At 65.6% G+C, this 19,333-nt stretch carries 11 protein-coding genes and 1 pseudogene; 10 read left to right on the top strand and 2 right to left on the bottom strand.

Annotated features, from left to right (window positions below):
* Window positions 1-382: 382 nt before the first annotated feature.
* Both DB30_RS31365 and DB30_RS31360 read right to left on the bottom strand, forming a co-directional pair.
* The gene (locus DB30_RS31365; RefSeq protein WP_052555958.1) at window positions 383-1,402 is read right to left on the bottom strand and encodes a hypothetical protein; all 1,020 of its coding nucleotides are present in this window, start codon (window positions 1,400-1,402) and stop codon (window positions 383-385) included.
* Between the two features lie 59 nt (window positions 1,403-1,461).
* A complete protein-coding gene (locus DB30_RS31360) occupies window positions 1,462-2,004 on the bottom strand; it encodes a hypothetical protein (protein ID WP_146661432.1) in 543 nt (180 codons plus the stop codon).
* A 467-nt stretch (window positions 2,005-2,471) separates the two neighbouring features.
* Here DB30_RS31360 and DB30_RS31355 point away from each other — a divergent pair, with 467 nt between their 5' ends.
* The 10 genes and pseudogenes from DB30_RS31355 to DB30_RS31315 all read left to right on the top strand — a co-directional run bounded on the left by DB30_RS31355 (window position 2,472) and on the right by DB30_RS31315 (window position 19,052).
* On the top strand, window positions 2,472-5,507 hold the full coding sequence (locus DB30_RS31355) for an FHA domain-containing protein (RefSeq protein ID WP_165704037.1): 3,036 nt from the start codon (window positions 2,472-2,474) through the stop codon (window positions 5,505-5,507).
* Window positions 5,508-5,623: 116 nt separating this feature from the next.
* A complete protein-coding gene (gene tssJ / locus DB30_RS31350) occupies window positions 5,624-6,280 on the top strand; it encodes a type VI secretion system lipoprotein TssJ (RefSeq protein ID WP_052555951.1) in 657 nt (218 codons plus the stop codon).
* 58 nt (window positions 6,281-6,338) lie between these two features.
* Window positions 6,339-7,706, top strand: a complete 1,368-nt coding sequence (gene tssK / locus DB30_RS31345; protein WP_052555950.1) for a type VI secretion system baseplate subunit TssK — start codon at window positions 6,339-6,341, stop codon at window positions 7,704-7,706.
* A gap of 35 nt (window positions 7,707-7,741) precedes the next feature.
* Entirely contained in the window at window positions 7,742-8,416 is a 675-nt protein-coding gene (locus DB30_RS31340; protein WP_052555948.1) for a DotU family type IV/VI secretion system protein, read from the top strand.
* 33 nt (window positions 8,417-8,449) lie between these two features.
* On the top strand, window positions 8,450-12,106 hold the full coding sequence (gene tssM / locus DB30_RS31335) for a type VI secretion system membrane subunit TssM (protein WP_052555946.1): 3,657 nt from the start codon (window positions 8,450-8,452) through the stop codon (window positions 12,104-12,106).
* The gene (gene tagF, locus DB30_RS31330; RefSeq protein ID WP_052555944.1) at window positions 12,103-13,050 is read left to right on the top strand and encodes a type VI secretion system-associated protein TagF; all 948 of its coding nucleotides are present in this window, start codon (window positions 12,103-12,105) and stop codon (window positions 13,048-13,050) included. Before tssM ends, tagF begins: the two co-directional genes overlap by 4 nt.
* Before the next feature lie 17 nt (window positions 13,051-13,067).
* Window positions 13,068-13,517, top strand: a pseudogene (gene tssB, locus DB30_RS43250) (type VI secretion system contractile sheath small subunit); the annotation flags it as partial.
* Window positions 13,518-13,790: 273 nt separating this feature from the next.
* Window positions 13,791-15,293 carry a type VI secretion system contractile sheath large subunit gene (gene tssC, locus DB30_RS31325; protein ID WP_420870689.1) on the top strand — a complete coding sequence of 501 codons (1,503 nt, stop codon included), beginning with the start codon at window positions 13,791-13,793 and terminating at the stop codon, window positions 15,291-15,293.
* 413 nt (window positions 15,294-15,706) lie between these two features.
* Window positions 15,707-17,002, top strand: coding sequence for a myxococcus cysteine-rich repeat containing protein (locus DB30_RS31320; RefSeq protein WP_165704035.1), 1,296 nt, complete (start codon window positions 15,707-15,709; stop codon window positions 17,000-17,002).
* 4 nt (window positions 17,003-17,006) lie between these two features.
* Window positions 17,007-19,052: a DUF4215 domain-containing protein gene (locus tag DB30_RS31315; RefSeq protein ID WP_240480369.1), complete on the top strand. Its 2,046-nt coding sequence runs from the start codon at window positions 17,007-17,009 to the stop codon at window positions 19,050-19,052.
* Window positions 19,053-19,333 lie beyond the last annotated feature (281 nt).

The following is a 19,333-nucleotide window of genomic DNA, read 5'->3' as shown; positions in this document are numbered from 1 at the left end:
CCGGCGGCCGACGCGACCTACTCGCCTCGTCGGTCTGAGGCGCGAGCCTCGCTAAGTCTACTCCAGTCTCGTGACCCCGCTTCCTTTGGTGTCTCGATCTTGGCCCGACCGGTTGTGGCTTCGTTAATCTCCACGTGCGTAGATACGCCGGGTTGAGGCCATCTGCGGCCTTTGTGCGCTCGACGTTGTTCGGGGGGACTCCCCGATGCGCAGATGCGGGCGTGTACGGGGGCCGCGATCTGAGATGGCGGGGTGTACGAGGGCCGCGATCTGAGATGACGGGCGTACGGGGGGCGCGATCTGAGATGGCGGGTGTACGGGGGCGCGATCTGAGATGGCGGGGTGTATGGGGCCGCGATCTCAGATGGGGGGCAGGGCCGGATCAGTCGTCGTCGTCGGTTGCTTTGGCGTCGTGGGCGACCGAGCCGTAGTTGTTGATCATTTGCTCCCACAGGGAGCCGCGGGTGCCGAATGAGCGATCGATGGGCTGGTAGACCAAGGTTCGATCGGTTGAGGCTTCGCGGAATTCTACGGGGGGGGCTTCGGGCTGGTTGGGGTCTTGATCTTTGATCGTGACCTGCTCGGCTACCAAGGGGGCGCCCTTGTCGAAGGTGACGCTGCGCGAGATCTCGAATTTGCGGATCCAGCCGTCGGGGAGGTTTGAGGTGTACGACTCGAAGAGTGCGAACGAGGCCTCGCCGAGGCAGGGATCGACGTCGCCGACGACTTCGTCTTTTTGTAGCTTGAGCGGGACTGTTGCGAAGCGGCCGTTCAAGTTGGGCAGCAGCTTCATGATTCGCTTGCAGAGCTTGCTGACCTCGGGGTTGCACTCGTCACCCTCGACGACCAGGATCTGCTGGTCGCCGGCCATCTCGATCCGCATGCGGGCCTTGTTGGTCTGGGCGCGCAGGCTGCCGAGGGCGCGGACGGCCACGCCGGCTTGGGTCCACTGGACCATGGCGATTGGGCCGCTGGCCTCGCCGTTGTCGTAGTGGGTGGCCTGGACCCAGACGAGGCTCATGCCGTCGGGGCCCTTGTTGATGATCACGTCCTCGTCGGTGAGCGGACGGGTGGGGAGGCGCTTGACCTCTGGATCGCCGCCGATGTTGCAGCCAGCGACGATGTTGGGCTTGTCGTCCTCGCTTGGCTCTTCGCCTTCCGCGAGCGGGGGCGGGGTGGGCTCGGTGGTTGAGCGGCCAGTGCAGTCCTTGGGATCTTCGCCCGGGAGCCGTCGCTCACGATCGAAGTTCTGGAGCATGATCGACAGCCAGATGTCGGCCGGGAGCTCTTGGGCCTCGGACTCGACGGCGGTGCCGCCCGCGACCTCGGCCAGGCAGATCGGCGTGGGGCCGGAGGGGTCGCGCTTGCGGCAGCCGGGCAGCAACGCGAGCGCGGCGATCATCGTGAGCGCTGCGGTGCCTGTGAGGGCGGACCCGCGCCGTGTTCGTGAACCCAGCAACATCAGCGCACACCGCCGTCGCGGATGGTGTCGACCTGGCGCTTGTTGTCGGTGCGCTTCTTGACGATCAGGTCGATCGTGCGGATCTTGCCGTTCTTCTTCTTGAACAAGTAGACGTTGTTCTTCTCGGCCAAGGACGCGAGCTTGCCCTGGGTCATCTGCTTGGTCTCGCGCCGGAAGTAGGCCTTCGGGTCGAGGTAGCCGTCGCGCTTGGGCACGGTGTTGAGCCGGAACACGCCGTCTTCGGTCTGGACGAACCCGTAGGCGCAGTCCTTCTCCTTGCAGCGCGAGCTGTAGGTGACCCACAGCTTCGGCGCGCCGTTGCTGTCTTGGCTGTCGATGATCTGGCCCATCGTGGAGCGGCTGATGATCACCCGCAGCAGCTGGCGGTCCTGCGAGGTGTTGATCGTGCGGTCGACCTCGTAGGTCGAGCCCCGATCATCGGCCTCGTACACGACGATCAAGCGCTTGTTGACGTAGACCCGGAGGGCGTCGACGGCTTGCTCGCGTTTATCGATCCGTTCGAACTCGCCCGGCGTCAGCACGAGCCGCTTCGCGCAGCTCGTACTGGAGAGCAGCCCGACGGACAGAGCGAAGACGCTCAGCGCCCTCAAGACTCGCTGACGGTAATCACCCGGCGCGCGCATTTTCGGTGTTCAGGCGTACAGCAGCGCTGTACTGAAGTCAACGTGATCTCATAGCGAAGCCGCGCGGGCGGGCCGAAGCTCCGTCGCAGAACCGGCCGATCACTCGCGTCGAGCTTCGTGGGTGATCCCAAGATCGGGCGAGAAGGCCCGAATTTTGGTGACCAGAGGCGAGATCGCTGACTCACGGGGCACTCGCGCGTGCACGCCTGGGCGCGAAGCTGCCGTGGGGGACGGGGCGGTCGGCGGGTGTCGATCTGCGAGCACGTCGGGGGTGACCCTCCGGGCGCGAGTTTGGTGACGTCGACGCGAGAAACCGGTTGGAGCTAGGGCGCGCACGGGTCATGCTCGGGGCCCGCAGGATCGGCATGCGAATCAGGATCTCGAATCAGGGCGAGCCGTCGCGGATCGAGAGCTTCGAGCACAAGACCGAGGTCAAGATCGGCCGCGTGCCGGCGAACGACCTCGTGCTCGCAGAGCGCGGTATCTCGAGCAACCACGCACGGCTCCACATCGATCACAACCACCAGCTCTACATCGAGGATCTAGGCTCCACCAACGGCACCTTCGTCAACGGCCAGCGCATCCAAGGCACCAGGCAGATCAGTCTTCAGGACGAGGTCTATGTCTGCCACATCAAGATCGAGGTCGCGGCCGATCACCAGCAGTTTCCACCCGAGCCCGAGCAGGCGCCGGTTCAGACGGGGTCAACGCAAATGGCCACACCCGAGCAGGCCGAGGCCCTGCGTGCCGGTCGAAAGCACGGCTCGCTGTCCGGCGAGATCGGTGGCGACGAAGGCTACGATCACGGCCAGTGGAACCAAGGCGCCGCGGCCTACGGCCAACAGGGCGGCCAGTGGAACCAGGCCCAGCAGCCGCAGCAGCCCGGTCAGTGGAACCAAGCCCAACCCGGCCACGACCCGCAAGGCCAGTGGGGTGGGCAAGCCCAGCAAGGTGGCCACGGCGGGCAGTGGAACCAAAATCAAGGCCAGCAGGGTTATGACCAGCAAGGTCAGCAAGGTCAGTGGGACCAGAACCAGCAGGGCTACAACCAGCAAGGGTACGACCAGCAAGGGTACGACCAGCAAGGTTACGACCAGCAGGGCTACAACCAGCAAGGCTACGACCAGCAGGGCTACAACCAGCAAGGGTACGACCAGCAGGGCTACAACCAGCAAGGCTACGACCAGCAGGGCTACGACCAGCAGGGCCAGGACCACCAACAGGCCCACGACCAGCAAGGCCAGTGGAACCAGCAAGGCTACGCCGAGCCCAGTCGCGAAGTCGAAGTCGAAGTCGACGAGGTCGAAGAGTTCGAAGAGGTCGAAGAGATCGAGGAAATCCAAGAGGTCGAGGAGATCGACCCGGAGCCGGAGTACGACCCGGAGCCGGAGTACGAGCCCGAGCCGGAGCCCGCGTACGAGCCCGAGCCCGAGCCTGAGCCTGAGCCTGAGCCGCAGCCTGCTGTCGCGGTCGAGCGCGCTCGTGGTGGACCGCCGCGCCCGACAGAGGGCCCCGCCCCCGTGACCCCATCACGCCGTGGTCGCGGAGCCTCGCCCCAGCCCGACGCGCGCAACAACCCCGCGGGACCCCCCGCGATGGATGCCGGGCCGCCCGTGATGGGCGATCTGAACGACGCGGGCCCGCCGAGCTTCGATGCGGGTCCGCCGGGCTTCGATGCGGGTCCGCCAAGCCTGGGCGGCGGACCGCCAAGCTTGGACGAAGGCCCGCCAAGCTTCGACGCGGGGCCGCCAAGCCTGGGAGGACCGCCAAGCTTGTCCGACTTGGGCAGCGCCGGTCCGGCAGACCTGGGCGGGCCACCAAGCCTCGGCGGAGGTCCGCCAACGCTCGGCGTCGACGGGGGTCCGCCCGCGCTGAGCCTCGACGGTGGGCCGCCAAGTCTGGGCGGTGGGCCGCCAAGTCTGGGTGGCGGGCCGCCAAGCCTCTCGGCGCCGGTCAGCCTCGATGCGCCGCCAAGCTTGTCGGGTCCGCCAAGCCTTGGCCCCGAGCCCGACGAGTACTCCTCGGCCACGGTGGTCGAGGCTGCCGACAGCGCGGCGCCGGCCGCCGCGCCGCGCTCGAGCGCTTCCGCAGCCCACTCCGCGGCTGCTGCCACGTCGGCGACCTGGCGCCAGGGCGAAGAAGAGATCGACATGCGCCCGGAGTACGCGGTGCGTGCCGCGGTGTTCTACGAGCTCTTGTCGGATCTGGGCGTGACCCCAGAGCATCCGCCAGACGACGGCGAGAAGCAGCGCAAGGCCGCCCGCGTCGGCGCCAAGCGGCGCCTGGCCGTGATCGCCCGCAACGATCCCGATCTGATGCTCGACGAGCCCAGCGTCGAGGCCGAGCACCTGCTCGCCGAAGTGTTCGCGCTGGGCCCCCTCACCGACGTGCTCGGTGACGATGACGCCCGCGAGCAAGTTCGCGAGGTGATCATTCGCAGCCCGCAGCGGATCTACGTCGATCGTGGCCACGGCCGCGAGCGACTCGAGCGAGGCTTCTCGTGTCCGGCCGCGATCGCGATGGCCCTGCATCGCTTCGCCGGCGCGCACCTGCAGTGGGACGCGGCCGCGCCGTGGCTCGACCACCGCATGCCCGACGGCACCCGCCTGCGTGGGGCCGACGTCAGCGTGGCCCCCGATGGTCCCGTCGTCGTGATTCGGCGTCCGGCGCGGGCGGTCACGGGCGGGCTCAGCCAGGTCGGCGCCGTGTCGCATCCGGTCGCCGAGTACCTGCGCGCGGTCCTTGCTGCTGGCGGCAGCGTGTTGGTGTGCATCGGCGACGGCTGCGAAGGCACGGAGCTGCTCTCGGCGCTCGCCCACGAGCTCGCGCGCTTCGACGTCAGCGAGCTGGCGATCGTGCGCGCGGGCAGCCGGATCGTGCCGCCTCGCGGCGCGCTGGTGCTCGACGCCGAGCCCGGTCTCACGGCCGGGCCGATCAGCTTGGCGATCCAAGCTGGCTCGACCCGCCTGCTGATCCATCGCGCCGGTGGGGCTGGCCTGGCCAGCGCGTGGGCGGGCCTGGGTGGCGAGGTCGAACAGCTGGTCTTGGGGCTGGGCGTCAGCGATCCCAAGGCCGGCCTGTCGAGCTGCGTCGAGGGCCTGGTGCTCGGCGGCTTTGGCCGTGACCGCGACGCCCTGCGCCAGCACGTCGCCGCCTCAATCAGCGTCGTCGTGGTCATTGGGCGCTCGTCTAGGGGCGCCGAGTCACCGGTGACGTTGGCAGAATTCGACGCGCAAGGGGGGGTCTCTCCGATCCTCTCGCGCGACTCGGCCGACGCCAAGTGGCAGCACCACCGCGAGCCCGCGTTCATGGCCGAACTGGCGCGGCGCGGTGTAACCTTCGATGCGTCAAAGCTGGCTGAGTTGGCGCAGTCCAAGCCGGACGGCCCGCCAGGCTCCTGAGCTTCATCGGTCACCGGCGAACGCCCGGTGCCCACCTTCGACTCCCACTCCATCCACTCGTCTCCCACGCTGTCATGCCCGTCATGCCCCAACCCTCTCGATCTCGTCTCTCTTCGGTGTCCCGCTGGGCGCTCGGCCTCGCCCTTGGTCTGTGCGCAACCGCGTCGCTCGGCGGCTGCAAGAACAAGGGTGACAAAGAGACCTGCAAGCCCGATGAGTACGCGTTCAAAGAGATCGCCCTGCACATCCAGGCGGCCGCAGATCTCAACCTCGACGAAGAGGGCAACCCGCTGCCAACCGTCGTGCGCGTGTATCAGCTCAACGGCGACCTCGCGATCCGCAGCCTCGACTTCACCGAGCTGTGGGAAGACCACGAGACCGCGCTCGGCGACGAGTACATCTCGGACAAAGAATTTCAGATCTACCCAGACTCGACCGAGCTCATCAAGCTCACCCCCGAGGACGGCGTCAAGTTCATCCTCGCGTTTGGTGTGTTCCAGCAGCCCGTTGGCAACACCTGGTACCGCGTCTACGAGGTCCCCGACACCTACGGCAGGCAGGCGTGCGACCTGAAGGCCGACGACGAAGACCCCGAGTCGCTCGGCGAGCCGTGCATGTACCTGTACCTCGAGCGCAACCAGATCGACGGCGGCAAGAACATCCCGCCCGGGTTTGAAGAAGACAAGCTCGAGGGTGTGTGCACGCCGCTCTACTCGCCCAAAAAGGCCGCAGAAGACGACGGCGGCAAGAAGAAAAAGAAGAAAAAGAAGTAGCAGTCGCCGCTCCTTCGCCTGCTTGGCCCGTCCACCGCCTCCAGCCCCGATTCCGACCATGTCGACCACCAACCGCAAGCACTACGACCGCGTGATCTGGCGCGAGGGAATGTTGATCTCCCCGCAGCACCTCCAGCAGCAGGAGCTGTTCGAAGAGCAGACCTTGCACGAGCGCCTGGCGGCCTCGACTCCGCTCAGCTGGGGCGTCCAAGCCGTGGAATTCGACGCCGGCGCGCTCAAGAGCGGGCGCCTGGAGCTGACCCGGTTTGACGGCGTGATGCCGGACGGCACGGATCTACGCGGCAAGCTGTCGGTCCCCTCGCGGACGATCGGCGATCACTTTCCAACCACCGCCAAGCAGCTCGAGGTCTCGCTCGGGTTGCCGGTCCTGCGCGAGGGTGTTTCCAACTTCCACGAGATCGACAGCGAGTGGCGCGGCCGCTACCTGGCGACCACGCGCTCGGTCGGCGACATCTCGATGAGCAAGAACACCCGCAACCTCGACGTCGGCCAGGCCGCGGCGGTGCTGCTGTTCGGCGAAGAGAAGGACGAGGATCACATCAAGCTCAAGATCGCGGAGATCGTCCGCGACGAGGACGGCTCGTTCACGCTGTCCGACAGCTACATCCCGCCCGTGCTCCACATCGGCGCGTCGCCGGTGATCATGTCGGGCCTGCGCGAGATCATGAGCCTCTCGGTCGTCAAGCAGCGCGCGCTCACGGCGACCCGCCGCCAGCGTGACGCCGCCACGATCGAGTTCGCCGCCGCCGACGTGACCCGCTACTTGCTGCTCAACGCGATCAACTCGGGCATCCCGATGCTCAAGCACACCAGCGAAGAGCCCAACACCTCGTCGCTGGCCGCGTACCTGATGCTCCTGCAGTACGCGGGCGGGCTGTGCAGCTTCACGGGCGAGTTCGACCCGTCCAGCTTCCCGCGGTTTCAGTACCTGGATCTGCGCAACTGCTTCTTGCCGATGTTCCAGAACATCAAGACGATGCTCGGCGCCGCGGTCAAGGACATGAGCATCAAGATCCCGCTCGAGGCCCGCGAAGACGGCATGTGGATCGGCCGGCTCTCGGAGCAGCGCATGATCGACTGCAAGGACTGGGTGCTGGCGGTCGAGTCCGACTCGCCCGAGCAGCAGGTCGCCAACAAGCTGCCGCAGCTGTCCAAGATGTCGTCGTGGAAGCAGATCAGCGCGATCGTGAAGTCGGCGACGCCCGGCGTGCCCTTGCAGCCAACCCATCGCCCGCCCAACGAGATCGCGATCAAGCCCAACCAGGTCTACTTCATGATCAAGAAAGACGACCGCTACTGGCGCGACGTGTTGGCCGAGCGAACCATCGCCATCTACGTGCCGCCGCCCTTCGACCCCAAGCACGCGAAGATCACCATGATGGGGATCCCGCGCACCGACGGCTAGGGGGCACGGCCTGAGATGACCCAGTCAGGATAGTCATGGAACGTATCAACGAGGTCACCAAGGACTGCTTCAACGCGCTGATCCAGTTCCGCTCGCTCGACGCCGCTTCGGCGGTGTCGCCTCAGATGCCGTACCAGCGGCTGTGCGGCTTCATCGATCAGATGCTGACAAACGCCCGTCAGGCCAAGTACGAAGAGGCCGACGTCGTCGACATGGCCTACGCCGTGGTCGCGCTCGCCGACGAGCTGGCGCTGCACAAGGGCGGGGCGATCCGCGACTTTTGGATGCAGCGTCCCTTGCAGCTGCACTACTTCAACGAGAACCTGGCCGGCGAGGGCTTCTTTCACCGGCTCAACGCGGTGATGAGCGACCCCGGCCGGATCGAGATCCTGCGGGTCTACTACGTGTGCCTGCTGCTCGGCTTCCAAGGCCAGTTCGCGATCCGTGGCGGCGAGCTCGAGCTCGACACGATCATTCGCCGGGTCAAAGAGGCCCTGCGCAACGACCTCAAAGAGCAGCCGCTCTCGGTCCAGCCGCTGCGGCCCAAAGAAGACATGGGCCGCGCCGACGGGTTTCCGGCCGTGTGGGTCGCCTTGTTCTTCTTGTTGTTCTCACTCGGGCTGTTGATCGTCCTGCGAATCGGCCTCGACAAGCAGACCAAGAACGTGGTCGAGCGTGTCCAACCCATGATGCAGCCGGATGAAGGCTGACCCGGCTGACCGGATCATTCGGAGACCCCCCCCATGCTGAAGTACATCTTCGCGTCACTGTTGATCCTCGTCGTCTGGGGCTTGTGGTGGTTCCTCAAGCTCCCGATCTGGGTCGCCGTCCTCGCCACCGTCATCATCATCCTGGTCGTGGTTGCGATCGTCGTGGTCGGCATCCTCAAGGCCCGCCGCGCCGCCAACAAGATCGAGAAGGCGCTGGCCAGCCAGGGCGCGGCCCAGGCCGCTGGCGCCCGCCCGGACATGCAGGCCGACATCAACGCGATGTCGTCGGAGTTCAACAAGGCCGTCGGCGCGCTCAAGGGCTCGCGGCTCGGCAAAGAGGCGCTCTACGCCCTGCCTTGGTACGTGATCATTGGCCCGCCCGGCGTCGGCAAGAGCACCGCGTTGCGCAACTCGGGGCTGCAGTTCCCGTACCTGTCAGAAAAGGGCGGCGGCGCGGTCAAGGGCATCGGCGGCACCCGCAACTGCGACTGGTGGATGACCAACCAGGCGGTGATCGTTGACACCGCTGGGCGCTACACCACCGAAGACACCGATCGCGACGAGTGGATCGCGTTCTTGGATCTGCTCAAGGACACCCGGCCCAAGCGGCCGATCAACGGGATCCTGCTCGCGGTCTCGGTCGCCGATCTCGCGCTCGCGGCCGAGGGCGAGATCAACACCATGGCCACCAAGATCCGCGCCCGGATCGACGAGGTCACCAAGCACCTCGAGATGTCGGTCCCGGTCTACGTGCTGTTCACCAAGTGTGACCTGCTGCCCGGCTTCGTCGAGATGTACTCGGAGATGGGCAAGAGCGAGCGCAAGTCGATCTGGGGCTTCACGCTGCCGGTCACTGGCGCGTACGCGGGCGTCGATCCAACCGGGACCTTCTGCGATCAGTTCGACCGCCTCGCCGATCGCACGGAGCAACGCTCGCTGCGCCGCATGGGCGACGATCGTCGGGTCGAGTCGCGCGGCAAGATCTACGAGTTCCCCCAGCACTTCGAGCTGCTGCGCGACAACCTCGCCAGCTTCATCGGCCTGGTGTTCACCGGCAACGTCTACGCCGAGACCCCGATGCTGCGGGGCTGCTACTTCACCAGCGGCACCCAAGAGGGCCGGCCGATCGATCGCCTGATGGGCTCGATGGCCCAGGCGTTCGGCATGCAGTCGGCGCTGGCCGGCCAGCCGCAGGTCGAGGCCCGCAGCTACTTCTTGGGCAACTTGTTCAACAAGGTGATCTTCGCCGACCGCGAGCTCGCGCGCCGCAGCACCAAGCACGTGCGCAAGGCCGCGATCATCAAGTGGGCGGGGGCCGGCGGCATCTTTGCGACCGCCGTCGGGTTCTGCGTGCTCCCGGTCCGCTCGATGAAGGCCAACCAACAGGTGCTCGCGACCGTCAGCGGCGCCGTCGACAAGGTCGGTGACGAAGAGGCCGACGCCGGCGCGCCGATCCCCAACGTCGATCGCCTGTACCCGCTCTACGAGGCCCAGGCCGAGCTCTACGGCTACGAGCACGACTCGCGCCCGTTCAAGCTGCGCTGGGGCATGTACCAGGCCAACGAGCTGCAAGAGCCAACGCGATCGCTGTTTGGTCGGTCGGTCCGCGAAGAGCTGATCGTCCCGATCATGAAGGACAAGCAGCTCGAGCTGACCAACTTCGCCGCCCGCTACCCGGGCGACGAGGACGAGCCGCCAGCCGACGAGTCGGGCAAGGCCCACGACATGCTGCGCGCCTACCTGCTGCTCGCCAACGACTTTAGCGAGTACAAGCCGGACCTGCTCCCCGAGCAGCTCGGGCTCGAGCGCAACCGCGAGAACACCTGGCTTGGCCATCAGATCGCGCTGTGGTGGGCCGAGGGGATGCTGGTCGACACCGAGTCCGAGACCTTCCGCAAGATGGAGACGGTCGCCAGCACCTACGTCACGGTCCTGCGCGAGCAGAACGAGCTCGAGCTCGAGATCGACGAGGCCATGGTCGAGTCGGTCCGCAAGGTGTTGCGCCGCAGCGATCGCACCGAGACCTGGCTGGCCGAGCTCATCGCCGAGGCCAGCAACGTCGACGGCGTCAAGGACATCACCTTGGCCACGCTCAAGCTCGGCACCAACGTCTACAAGAACGACGGGGTCAAGGTCCGCGGCGCGTTCACCCGGTTCGGCTGGGAGAAGTACTGCCGGATCGAGCTCGCCAAGGATCAGGGCGAGTTCGTCGGCAGCGAGTGGGTCCTGGGCCTGACCGACAAAGAGGCGAAAGAGCGGCGCATGACGGATCGTCTGCGCCTGCGCTCGCGCTACATGGATCAGTACATCAAGGAGTGGGACCAGTTCGTCGCCAAGATCTACGTTGACGCGTCCAGTGACCTGGTCGGCTCGCTCAAGATGTTCCAAGACCTCGCCCGCGGCGGCACCCCGCTGCGGGTGCTGCTCAACCACGTCGCGTGGCACACCGATCTCAAGGAAGAAGAGCGCGAGGCCGGAACCGTGCCCTGGTACCACCCGGACCAGCTGCCCAAGGACGTCCGCGCCAAGGTCGAGGCGACCACGCCCGAGGGCACCAAGGCCTTCTACGCCAACAAAGACGTCAAGGATTACTTCGCGCCCTTCGTCGGGTTTGGCGTCGACGTCAGCACCCCAGCCGAGGGCCCCGATGGTCCGCCGGCGGTCGCGGGCGCGCTGCAGATCGACGTCTACGCCGAGCAGCTCACGGCGGTCCGCGACGCCCTGCAAGCGGCCGTCGACGACCGGGCCGAGCTCGACGCCCTGGCCAAGAAGCTGCGCACGACCACCCAGGCCGTCAAAGGCCAGATCTCCGAGCAGCAAGAGCCGTGGCGCAACCGCTATGATCGGATCCTGCGTCCGCCCTTCGACGCCGTGCGCGGGGTCGTAGAGGGTGGTCAGGCCGCGGGCACGGGCGCCTCGTGGTGCGCGGCCGTGTACTTGCCCTTCGACGGTGAGGTCGCTGGCAAGTACCCGTTCAACCCCAAGGGCTACGACCTGCCGATCGGCGAGTTCGCCAAGTGGTTTGCGCCCGACCAGGGCCCGATCTGGGAGTTCTACAACGCCTCGCTGGCATCGCGCATCCAAAAGAGCGGCAACGCCTTCACCATGGTCGACGGTGGCGCGGCGATGACCACCTCCTACAACACGCAGGTGCCTCCGTTCTTGACCCAGGTCGGCGACATCGGTGCGGTCATGTTCCCGCCCGGCTCGGCCACGCCCAAGTTCGAGTTCGAGATCCAGATCGACGGCACCCCCGGCGTCTCCGAGATCAGCTTGGAGGTCGACGGGCAAAAGGTCACCTATCGCAACGGTCCGCAGTCGTGGAAGCCCATGACCTGGCCGGGCACCGAGGGGGCCCCCGGCGCGAGCATCAAGGCCAAGGGCCTTGGCAAGACCGGCGACGTGCTGCGCAAGGGCGACTGGGGCTTTTGGCACTTGCTCGAAGAGGCCACGGTGTCCGGCGCGGCTGGTCAGCAGGTCTACAGCATCAAGTGGGATCTGTCCGACCAGCAGGTCGGGATCGTCACCATTCGCCTGCGACCCAAGCGGGCCGAGACCCCGCTGTTTGGCGTGCCGTCGCGCGGGTCGGGCAAGTACATGGGGCTGTTCAGCTCGCTCAAGGTGCCCAAGTCGATCATCAGCGGCTACTCGTGCTCGGCGGGGCCTGCTGAGGGCGAGGGCGATAAGTGAGCAGCGTCGGGCTGTTCGGCAAGACGCCCTCGGCGCGGGACTTCGTCCGGGTCAACATTGGCGCGCCGGTCGTGCGTGCGTTCGACGAGTATCTGCGCGAGAGCGTGATGACGCTGCCGTCAATGCGCGCGCACCTGCCACCCGAGCCGCTGCCCTTCATGTTTCGGGCGCCCGGCGACGACGGCCACATCATTGGCGTGATGAAGGGCAGCCAGGACGGCGTCGGTCGCGAGTTCCCGCTGGCGATCTTTCACCACCTCGACGGGGTCGCGCACGCCCGCAGCTGGCCGGCGCTGCCCTACGCGTACTCACCCTTCATCGCCGCCGCCGCGGATCTGCTCAACGCCGTCGACAGCGTCGACATGGCCCACGTCCCAGCAATGCTCGAGCAGCTGCCCGTGCCCTCCGACGCCGCGATCGGGCTGGCGATGCAGAACACCTGGCAGATGCTCTCGAACGTCTCGGCCGACGAGCTGCTCGATCGTCTGTTCTCGCGGCCAACCGGCAACCCCGAGGGCGAGCGCTGGAACGACGATCACATCTACGGGATCGGTATGCTGCTCAACGGCTGCTACCGGGCGGGAGGGCGCCCGCCCCGAGGTGGGCCCGCGATCACGCTGGACTGCCCGGTGACCTCCGACGCCGAGCTGCTGTTCTGGCTCGAGCTGGCCCGCCGGATCTTGCGGTGGCCCTCTCCGCCAAGCTTCATGTGGTCGCGCCGTCAGTACCGGATGTTGTTGATCCTGGGCACGCCGGGCGCCAAGCTGTTGGGTGTGTTGGGCACCCCGGGCACCTTTGACGAGCAGATCTGGCCGCTGCTCGCCGACGACGAGGAGGTCGCGGCCCGCGGCGGGAGGCTGCTGACGCCGCACCAACGCGCCGCGATCGATCGGCCTGGGCAGAGCGGCGCCGGCTTGCTCGACGGCATCGCGCCGAACCGCTGAGTGGAGAACGAGCGATCATGTCCAAGCAAGCCTCGCCCGCGCGCGACCGCGTCAACCTCGTCTACCGCGAGCAAGAGTCCAAGCAAGAGCGCGAGCTGCCCCTCAAGATCTTGGTGATCGGCGACTATCGCGGGCACGAAGACGAGCGCCCGCTCGACGAGCGCAAGCCCGTCAAGGTCGACAACCGCAGCCTTGGCGCGGTCATGGCCGAGAGCAACCTGCAGCTGCGCTTCAACTGCCCCAGCAAGCTCAGCAAAGATCCAGAAGACACGCTGCCGGTCCATCTTCGCTTCGCTTCGTACTCGGACTTTGGCCCGGAGTGGGTCGCCCAGCAGGTCCCGGAGCTGCGCACGCTGGTCGAGACCCGCCGCGCGCTGACCGAGCTCAAGGAGTGGCTGGGCGTCTCGCCCTCGATCGTCGAGCGGCTCAAGCAGTCGCTGGCCAGCCCCGAGAACCGCGTGCAGCTGCGCCGCGAGCTTGGGTTCTTACCGGCCAGCGACGAGCCGACCGAGCAGGTCGCGCTGCTCGAGTGGGTCGTCGAGGGGGCGGAGCTCGGCGCCCGCAGCCCCGCGCACGCGACCTTGCGCGACGCCGTCGCGTCATACCTGCGCACGCGGCTTGGCGACTTTGACGATCCCACCCCAGAGGTCGCGCCCAAGATCAAAGCGGGGCCACAGCCCGAGGCCGTCGACGCTGCGGCCGTCGCCGTGTCGGTCCCCGAGCCGGTTCGTCTGGATCAGATGTCCGCAGCTGAGAGCGCCCCCGCGCCCAGCGAAGCGGCCTTGGGGGATCCCGACCCGGCGCCACCGCAGGCGGGTCTGCTCGACGACATGCTCGACAACGCGAAGGTCGTGCCCGACAAGCGGCTGCGCGCTGGCAAGCGCTTCAAGCCCGAGCAGATCGTCGTCGACAAGGCTGGCGTCGACGTCAACATCGTCGCGCTCGATCAGCTGATCGCAGCGCAGGTCGACGTGATCCTGCACCACCCCGACTTTCAAGCGCTCGAGGCCGCGTGGCGATCGCTGCGCTACCTGATCGCCAACGTCAACTTCCGCGAGAACACCGAGGTCCACCTGCTCAATTGCAGCAAGGACGATCTCATCGACGACTTCGAGGACGCCCCCGAGATCGCCAAGTCGGGGCTGTATCGGCTGGTCTACTCCCGCGAGTACGGGACCTTTGGTGGCGAGCCCTTTGGGGTCATGTGCACCACCTACGAATTTGATCCGGGCCCGCGCGACATGACCTTGCTGGCCAATTGTGCCGCGGTTGGTGCCATGGCCCACGTACCGTTCATCGCCAACGCGGCGCCGCGGTTTTTTGGCGAGGCCAGCTTCGAGGGGCTCGCAACCTACTCGGACATTCGGGTGATCTTTCAGACCCCGCAGTACACACGCTGGAACGCCTTCCGCGACACTGAAGACTCGCGCTACGTCGGCCTGTGTCTGCCGCGCTTCTTGCTGCGCCCGCCCTACGAGCGCCACCACGTGCACTCGTTCACCTACAGCGAGCGCACGGACACCAACCGCAGCTACCTGTGGGGCTACGCTTCGTTCGCGTTTGCGACCCGGGTTGCAGAGAGCTTCGCTCGCTATCGCTGGAGCCCCAATATCGTCGGGCCCACGGCTGGCGGCGCGGTCACGGGCTTGCCAATGTTGCCGTTTCGCTCAATGCGGGGCATCTACGATCAGGAGCCAGATCCGGCCAAGCGTCGCGGCATCGAAGAGCGGATGCCAACAGAGATCCAGCTGACCGAGCGCCATGAGTTCGAGCTGTCCGAGGAGGGCTTCATCGGCATGGTGTTCCTCAAAGGCAGCTCCCAGGCTTGCTTCTTTTCGGCCAACTCGTGCCAAAAGCCCAAGGTGTTCGCCAACACGGAAGAGGGCCGCGACGCCTCGCTCGGCGCCCGGCTTGGCGCGCAGCTGCCCTATATCTTCATCGTCTGTCGGCTCGCGCACTACCTCAAGGTCTTGCAGCGCGAGGAGATCGGCCGGCACCTCGAGCGCGGGGATCTCGAGCGCGAGCTCAACGATTGGCTGCGTCAGTACGTCTCCGATATGGACAATCCGGCCGCGGCCGTGCGGGGTAAACGACCGCTGCGGCAGGCGAAGGTCAATGTCGAGGAGGTGCCGGGCCAGGCTGGGTGGTATCGGGCGCACTTGTTGTTGCAGCCGCACCTCAAGTACATGGGTGCTTCGTTTACGCTGTCTTTGGTGGGGAAGCTGGAGCGCGAGAGCACGTAGGGCCAAACCGCCGCGCGGCGGCAGATCCTGCGCGAGAATTCCAAGCTCAACAAGACGGGTGTGGTTCTTACACTGATCACTCGCCAACGGTGTTCTGTGGTCGTTGGGGCGGCCCAAAATGGGACACATTAGTGGAGACTCACAGATCCCAGCCGCTGCGACCCGCCCTGGCGGACCAGAGGTGTGCAGATGAGATTCACACTCAACAAGACCCCACTGAATGACAGCCCAGGTCTACATATCCCCACGTTCTCGGCCAAGCCACACCATGTTTCTCCATATGTATGGTGAAAAATTGGCTCGCGCAGAGCCGCGCCTGATGGTCAGGGGAAATCTGCTTGACTGATGTGCGCGGGTAGCGTTAGGCTGGCATGTCCTATCCATCTGTAGCGCGTACGAGTACGATTATGAGCATGAATGTGTGTGTCAGAGTACCCTTCTGTCTTGTTTCGCTCTTCGTCTCCGCCATCGCGTGTGATCTACCCTCTCAGAACGATGGTTCGAGCGACCCCAACGTCAGCACCTGCAGCGACGGGGTGTTGGCCGAAGGTGAGGCCTGTGATGACGGCAACACGATCAACGGGGACGGCTGCAACTCGGACTGCCATGTCTCGGGTTCTACGCAGTGGTGTTTTGTCCTGCCCCAATCGGAGTCCACGGACCTCGTCAACGCTCAGCTCGCCGCGCTGAAAGATGGCGTGCTGATCGGTGCAACCACAAGTGGACCGTCTAGCGGCCGCAGCCCCACGTTTACGTATCTAGACCCCGAGGGTGGGGAGCAGTGGACACACGGCATCGACATTGAGCAAGACGACGCGCTCCACCTCGAGACCATGGTTCCGAGCCCCTCCGGGAGTTCGGTGACACTCATTGGCCGACTCTACGTCGGGGGCAGTCAACTCTCGAAAGTTTGGATAGCGAGCATAGACGCAGATGGCGTGGTGGGTGAGCCGCAGTTGCTCACTCAGGCCGGTGAAGTGCTCATTGCCTACACCGGGGCCTACACCGGGGCCAACACCGACGACGGCCTGGTGCTGGGCGGTCGCGCGGCAGACATGGGCTGGATCGCCAAACTCGGGCCAACCCACGAGCTGGTGTGGGAGCAGACGTTCGCCTACGACGAACCCACCGCGGTGACCGACATCCTCGTCGCGAGTGATGATCGTGTGGTGGTCGTCGGAACCACCAAGTTACCTGACGAGGCCTCAAACGGTCAGAGCATCATTCGAGGGTTTGTGCGGGTGCATCGCGCCAGCGGGGATGTCGAGAGCGAGCGGTTGCTGCCGATTGAGGCTAGCGAGGAGTCCCTCGACGTGCGCGCGGTGGGGGAGTCGGGCGGGAAGATATTGATTGGTGGAAATCGCTCGTTTGGTCCCGAGACCACAGCCCAGCTGTGGAGCCTCGATTTCTCGTTAAAGCAAGTCGAGGTCACGCTGATCACAAATTCCGCGTTCTCGGGCGTCTCGAGTCTAGCGACGACACCAGAGGGAACGATCTTGGCTGCCGGCTTCGGGTCTGAGTCGCTCCCCGTGGCTCAGGCGCTGTGGGCCATCGAGGCGATCCCCACGAACGTGGATTGGACCTTCAGCGGACAGCAAGGGGAGTTTAGTGCGCTGGCGCTGTCAACGAAAGAACCTGCTGTCTACGCCGGCGGGATCGATCCAGCGAGCCCGGGTACGCCGCTCACTGTCTGCAAAGTGTCACGGTGATCAGGTGAACAAAAAGAGAATGGTTCGGGCCGCCCTCATTGCAGGGCTGTGTGCCACGACGGTCTGCCTGCGCCCGACCGAGGCCAAAGCATATTGCGCGGACCCCGAATTTCTCCCACTTTGGACGTCAAATTTCCAAGACTTGATGATCCCAGTATTCATCTCGACTGGGGCCCAGAGTAGCGTGCTCGAGGCGGGGCTGAGCTTTGCCGAAGCCGAGCGTTTCGTCATAGAGATGATTGGTCGTCACAATGAGGCCTCGGTGGGGCCGCTTTTCTACTACGCGGGCCCAACGAACACGGACATGGACCATCAGGCGATGTCCGTCCCCGACCAATTCGCAGCCAGGCCGTTCGGTGTCACATTCGATAGTTTCGCGTGCGACATCCCGAAACCTTTGTGCGGCGAGAAGGCCTTGGCCTGTATGGGGACTGCCGGGACTGTGGCGAAGGCACACGTGACGTTGGTCCCGGCGGGCTGCAACAACGGGGTTGGGGTGCCAGCACACTCGCTCTCCAACAACGACACGGCGACGGCGACGCTTCATGAGTTCGGGCACGCAATGGGGTTGAGTCACAGCAACCTGACTCACGCTGCGTGTGCCCCAAACCATTTGTTTGCTGGCGATCCAGACGGCAACGATGGGGTCATGCGAGCCGTTCAGGGAGGGAACTTTCCGGCGCTGCGTGAGTGGCGACGGGACGATGTCGAGGGCTTGGCCGCTGTGTATCCTGGTTCGACCTCGACAGAGATCGCATACTGGGACGATAGTATTTTTCCTGCTGCTCCGAGCGACCAGAAGTTGACGAGCATCATCGGTCAGGCTGCGACGCGTCCCCCGACGCTGTCCTCGGCCGCCTCTGCGGGCGAGAGCCCGATCTATTTGGTCACCACCAATGAGTCAAACGAAGTAATTGTTCTCGTCGACGAGGGGGCCGGCTTTGGATCGCCCGAGGTCGTCGAGAATGGGGCGGCGGGCCGCAGCTGGGGAAACCCCACCGTCGCGGCGGGCGAGAACGCGGTGCTGGTGTCCTGGTCCTCGGGTGAGGAACAAGGCGACGCGTCCGTCGCACTTCGATGGGGTGTCAAAGATCTCCAGAGTCAGACATGGACATACAACCAGCTGCCTGGCACGGTGGATGTCAAGCGGATTGGAGCGGGGTATTCGGGGTTGAACGTCTTCGTCCTCGCCACACTCAGAGACTACTCTTCGAACCCAGTCATCATGACGGTCGATTCGGACGCTGGTACGCCCATCGAGGTGACCGTTGTCGACGGCCTCGAGGCCTTCGATATCGGCGCCCTGGCCTGTTTCACGGAGCTCGACGTCAGCTACTGCGCCGTTCCGTACAGCGCCAACTCGCTTGATGGCATCCACATGGGCTGGATCTACGTCGAGGTCACAGCGCAGGGGATGATGACCGTTCTCCAGCACGAGGCGAGTGACGTGCCAGCCTGGGGTCGGCTCGGTCTGGCGAGCCGTCCAGATGTCTCCATTTTTCGAGGGACAGGGGGCAACCAGCGCTACGAACTCCTGCAAGTTCCTGGACTTGGGGCGTCGAGTCTGCCGGCTCCGCCGATCTTGCCCACGCTCTACGCTGCGCAGTGGCCTGTGGCGGTCGGTAGCTTGGCGCCGACGGACGGTCCGATCCGGTGGGTTGGCACGGTTCGACGCGCAGTGCAATGCGGAAACGCCATCGTGCAGGGGCTCGAGCAATGTGACGATGGGGATGTCGATGACACCGACGAATGCCCGGGGACATGCTTCGTCGCGTCTTGCGGCGATGGTTTCGTCCTCGCGGGCGTCGAAGAATGTGACGATGGCAACAACGCCGCAGGAGATGGCTGCAATGAGCAATGCTTGGTCGAGATGGACGCCGGTACGGACGGCGGCACGGACGGTGGTACGGGGGGAGGAGCCGAGTTCCCGCAGGACGGGTGCAATTGCCGCGCTCGCCCAGCGGGTCGGCTCGGTCCAAGCGCTCTGGTGTTCTTGTTCGTGTGGTGGAGGCGTCGACTCGACCGTGCCGCTCAGCACCCCGATCTGTGAGCGTGCTGCGGTACCGAGATCATGGCGACCGTTGTCCCAGAAAACTCGGGTTCGTGGGCGCCACGAACTCCTGACCGCTCGACGCGCGCCTGCTACCTTCGTGGGCCGTTCGCGCGCACTGGATCGACCGCGATCTCGACCGAGACTACCCAGGTGCGATGGAGAGGCGTCTAAGTCATGCGGAAATGGCGCGCTTTTCTGGGTGAAGGGGCCTAGACCGCCGCAGCGGCGAGCCAGAGATGAACAGATGTGTGCTGATGTCAGATGCGGGCGCGGTTGAC

The organism is Enhygromyxa salina, from assembly GCF_000737335.2.
GTDB classification, from domain to species: domain Bacteria; phylum Myxococcota_A; class Polyangia; order Nannocystales; family Nannocystaceae; genus Plesiocystis; species Plesiocystis salina_C.
The sequence above is the reverse complement of the archived record's forward strand: the minus strand, read 5'-3'. Positions and strand labels throughout refer to the sequence as shown.

Coding starts and splice junctions, on each gene's coding strand:
- DB30_RS31355 (WP_165704037.1), top strand. CDS start 2,472: ATGCGAATCAGGATCTCGAATCAGGGCGAGCCGTCGCGGATCGAGAGC.
- DB30_RS31320 (WP_165704035.1), top strand. CDS start 15,707: ATGAATGTGTGTGTCAGAGTACCCTTCTGTCTTGTTTCGCTCTTCGTC.
- tssM (WP_052555946.1), top strand. CDS start 8,450: ATGCTGAAGTACATCTTCGCGTCACTGTTGATCCTCGTCGTCTGGGGC.
- DB30_RS31365 (WP_052555958.1), bottom strand. CDS start 1,402: ATGATCGCCGCGCTCGCGTTGCTGCCCGGCTGCCGCAAGCGCGACCCC.
- DB30_RS31340 (WP_052555948.1), top strand. CDS start 7,742: ATGGAACGTATCAACGAGGTCACCAAGGACTGCTTCAACGCGCTGATC.
- tssK (WP_052555950.1), top strand. CDS start 6,339: ATGTCGACCACCAACCGCAAGCACTACGACCGCGTGATCTGGCGCGAG.
- tssC (WP_420870689.1), top strand. CDS start 13,791: ATGTCCGCAGCTGAGAGCGCCCCCGCGCCCAGCGAAGCGGCCTTGGGG.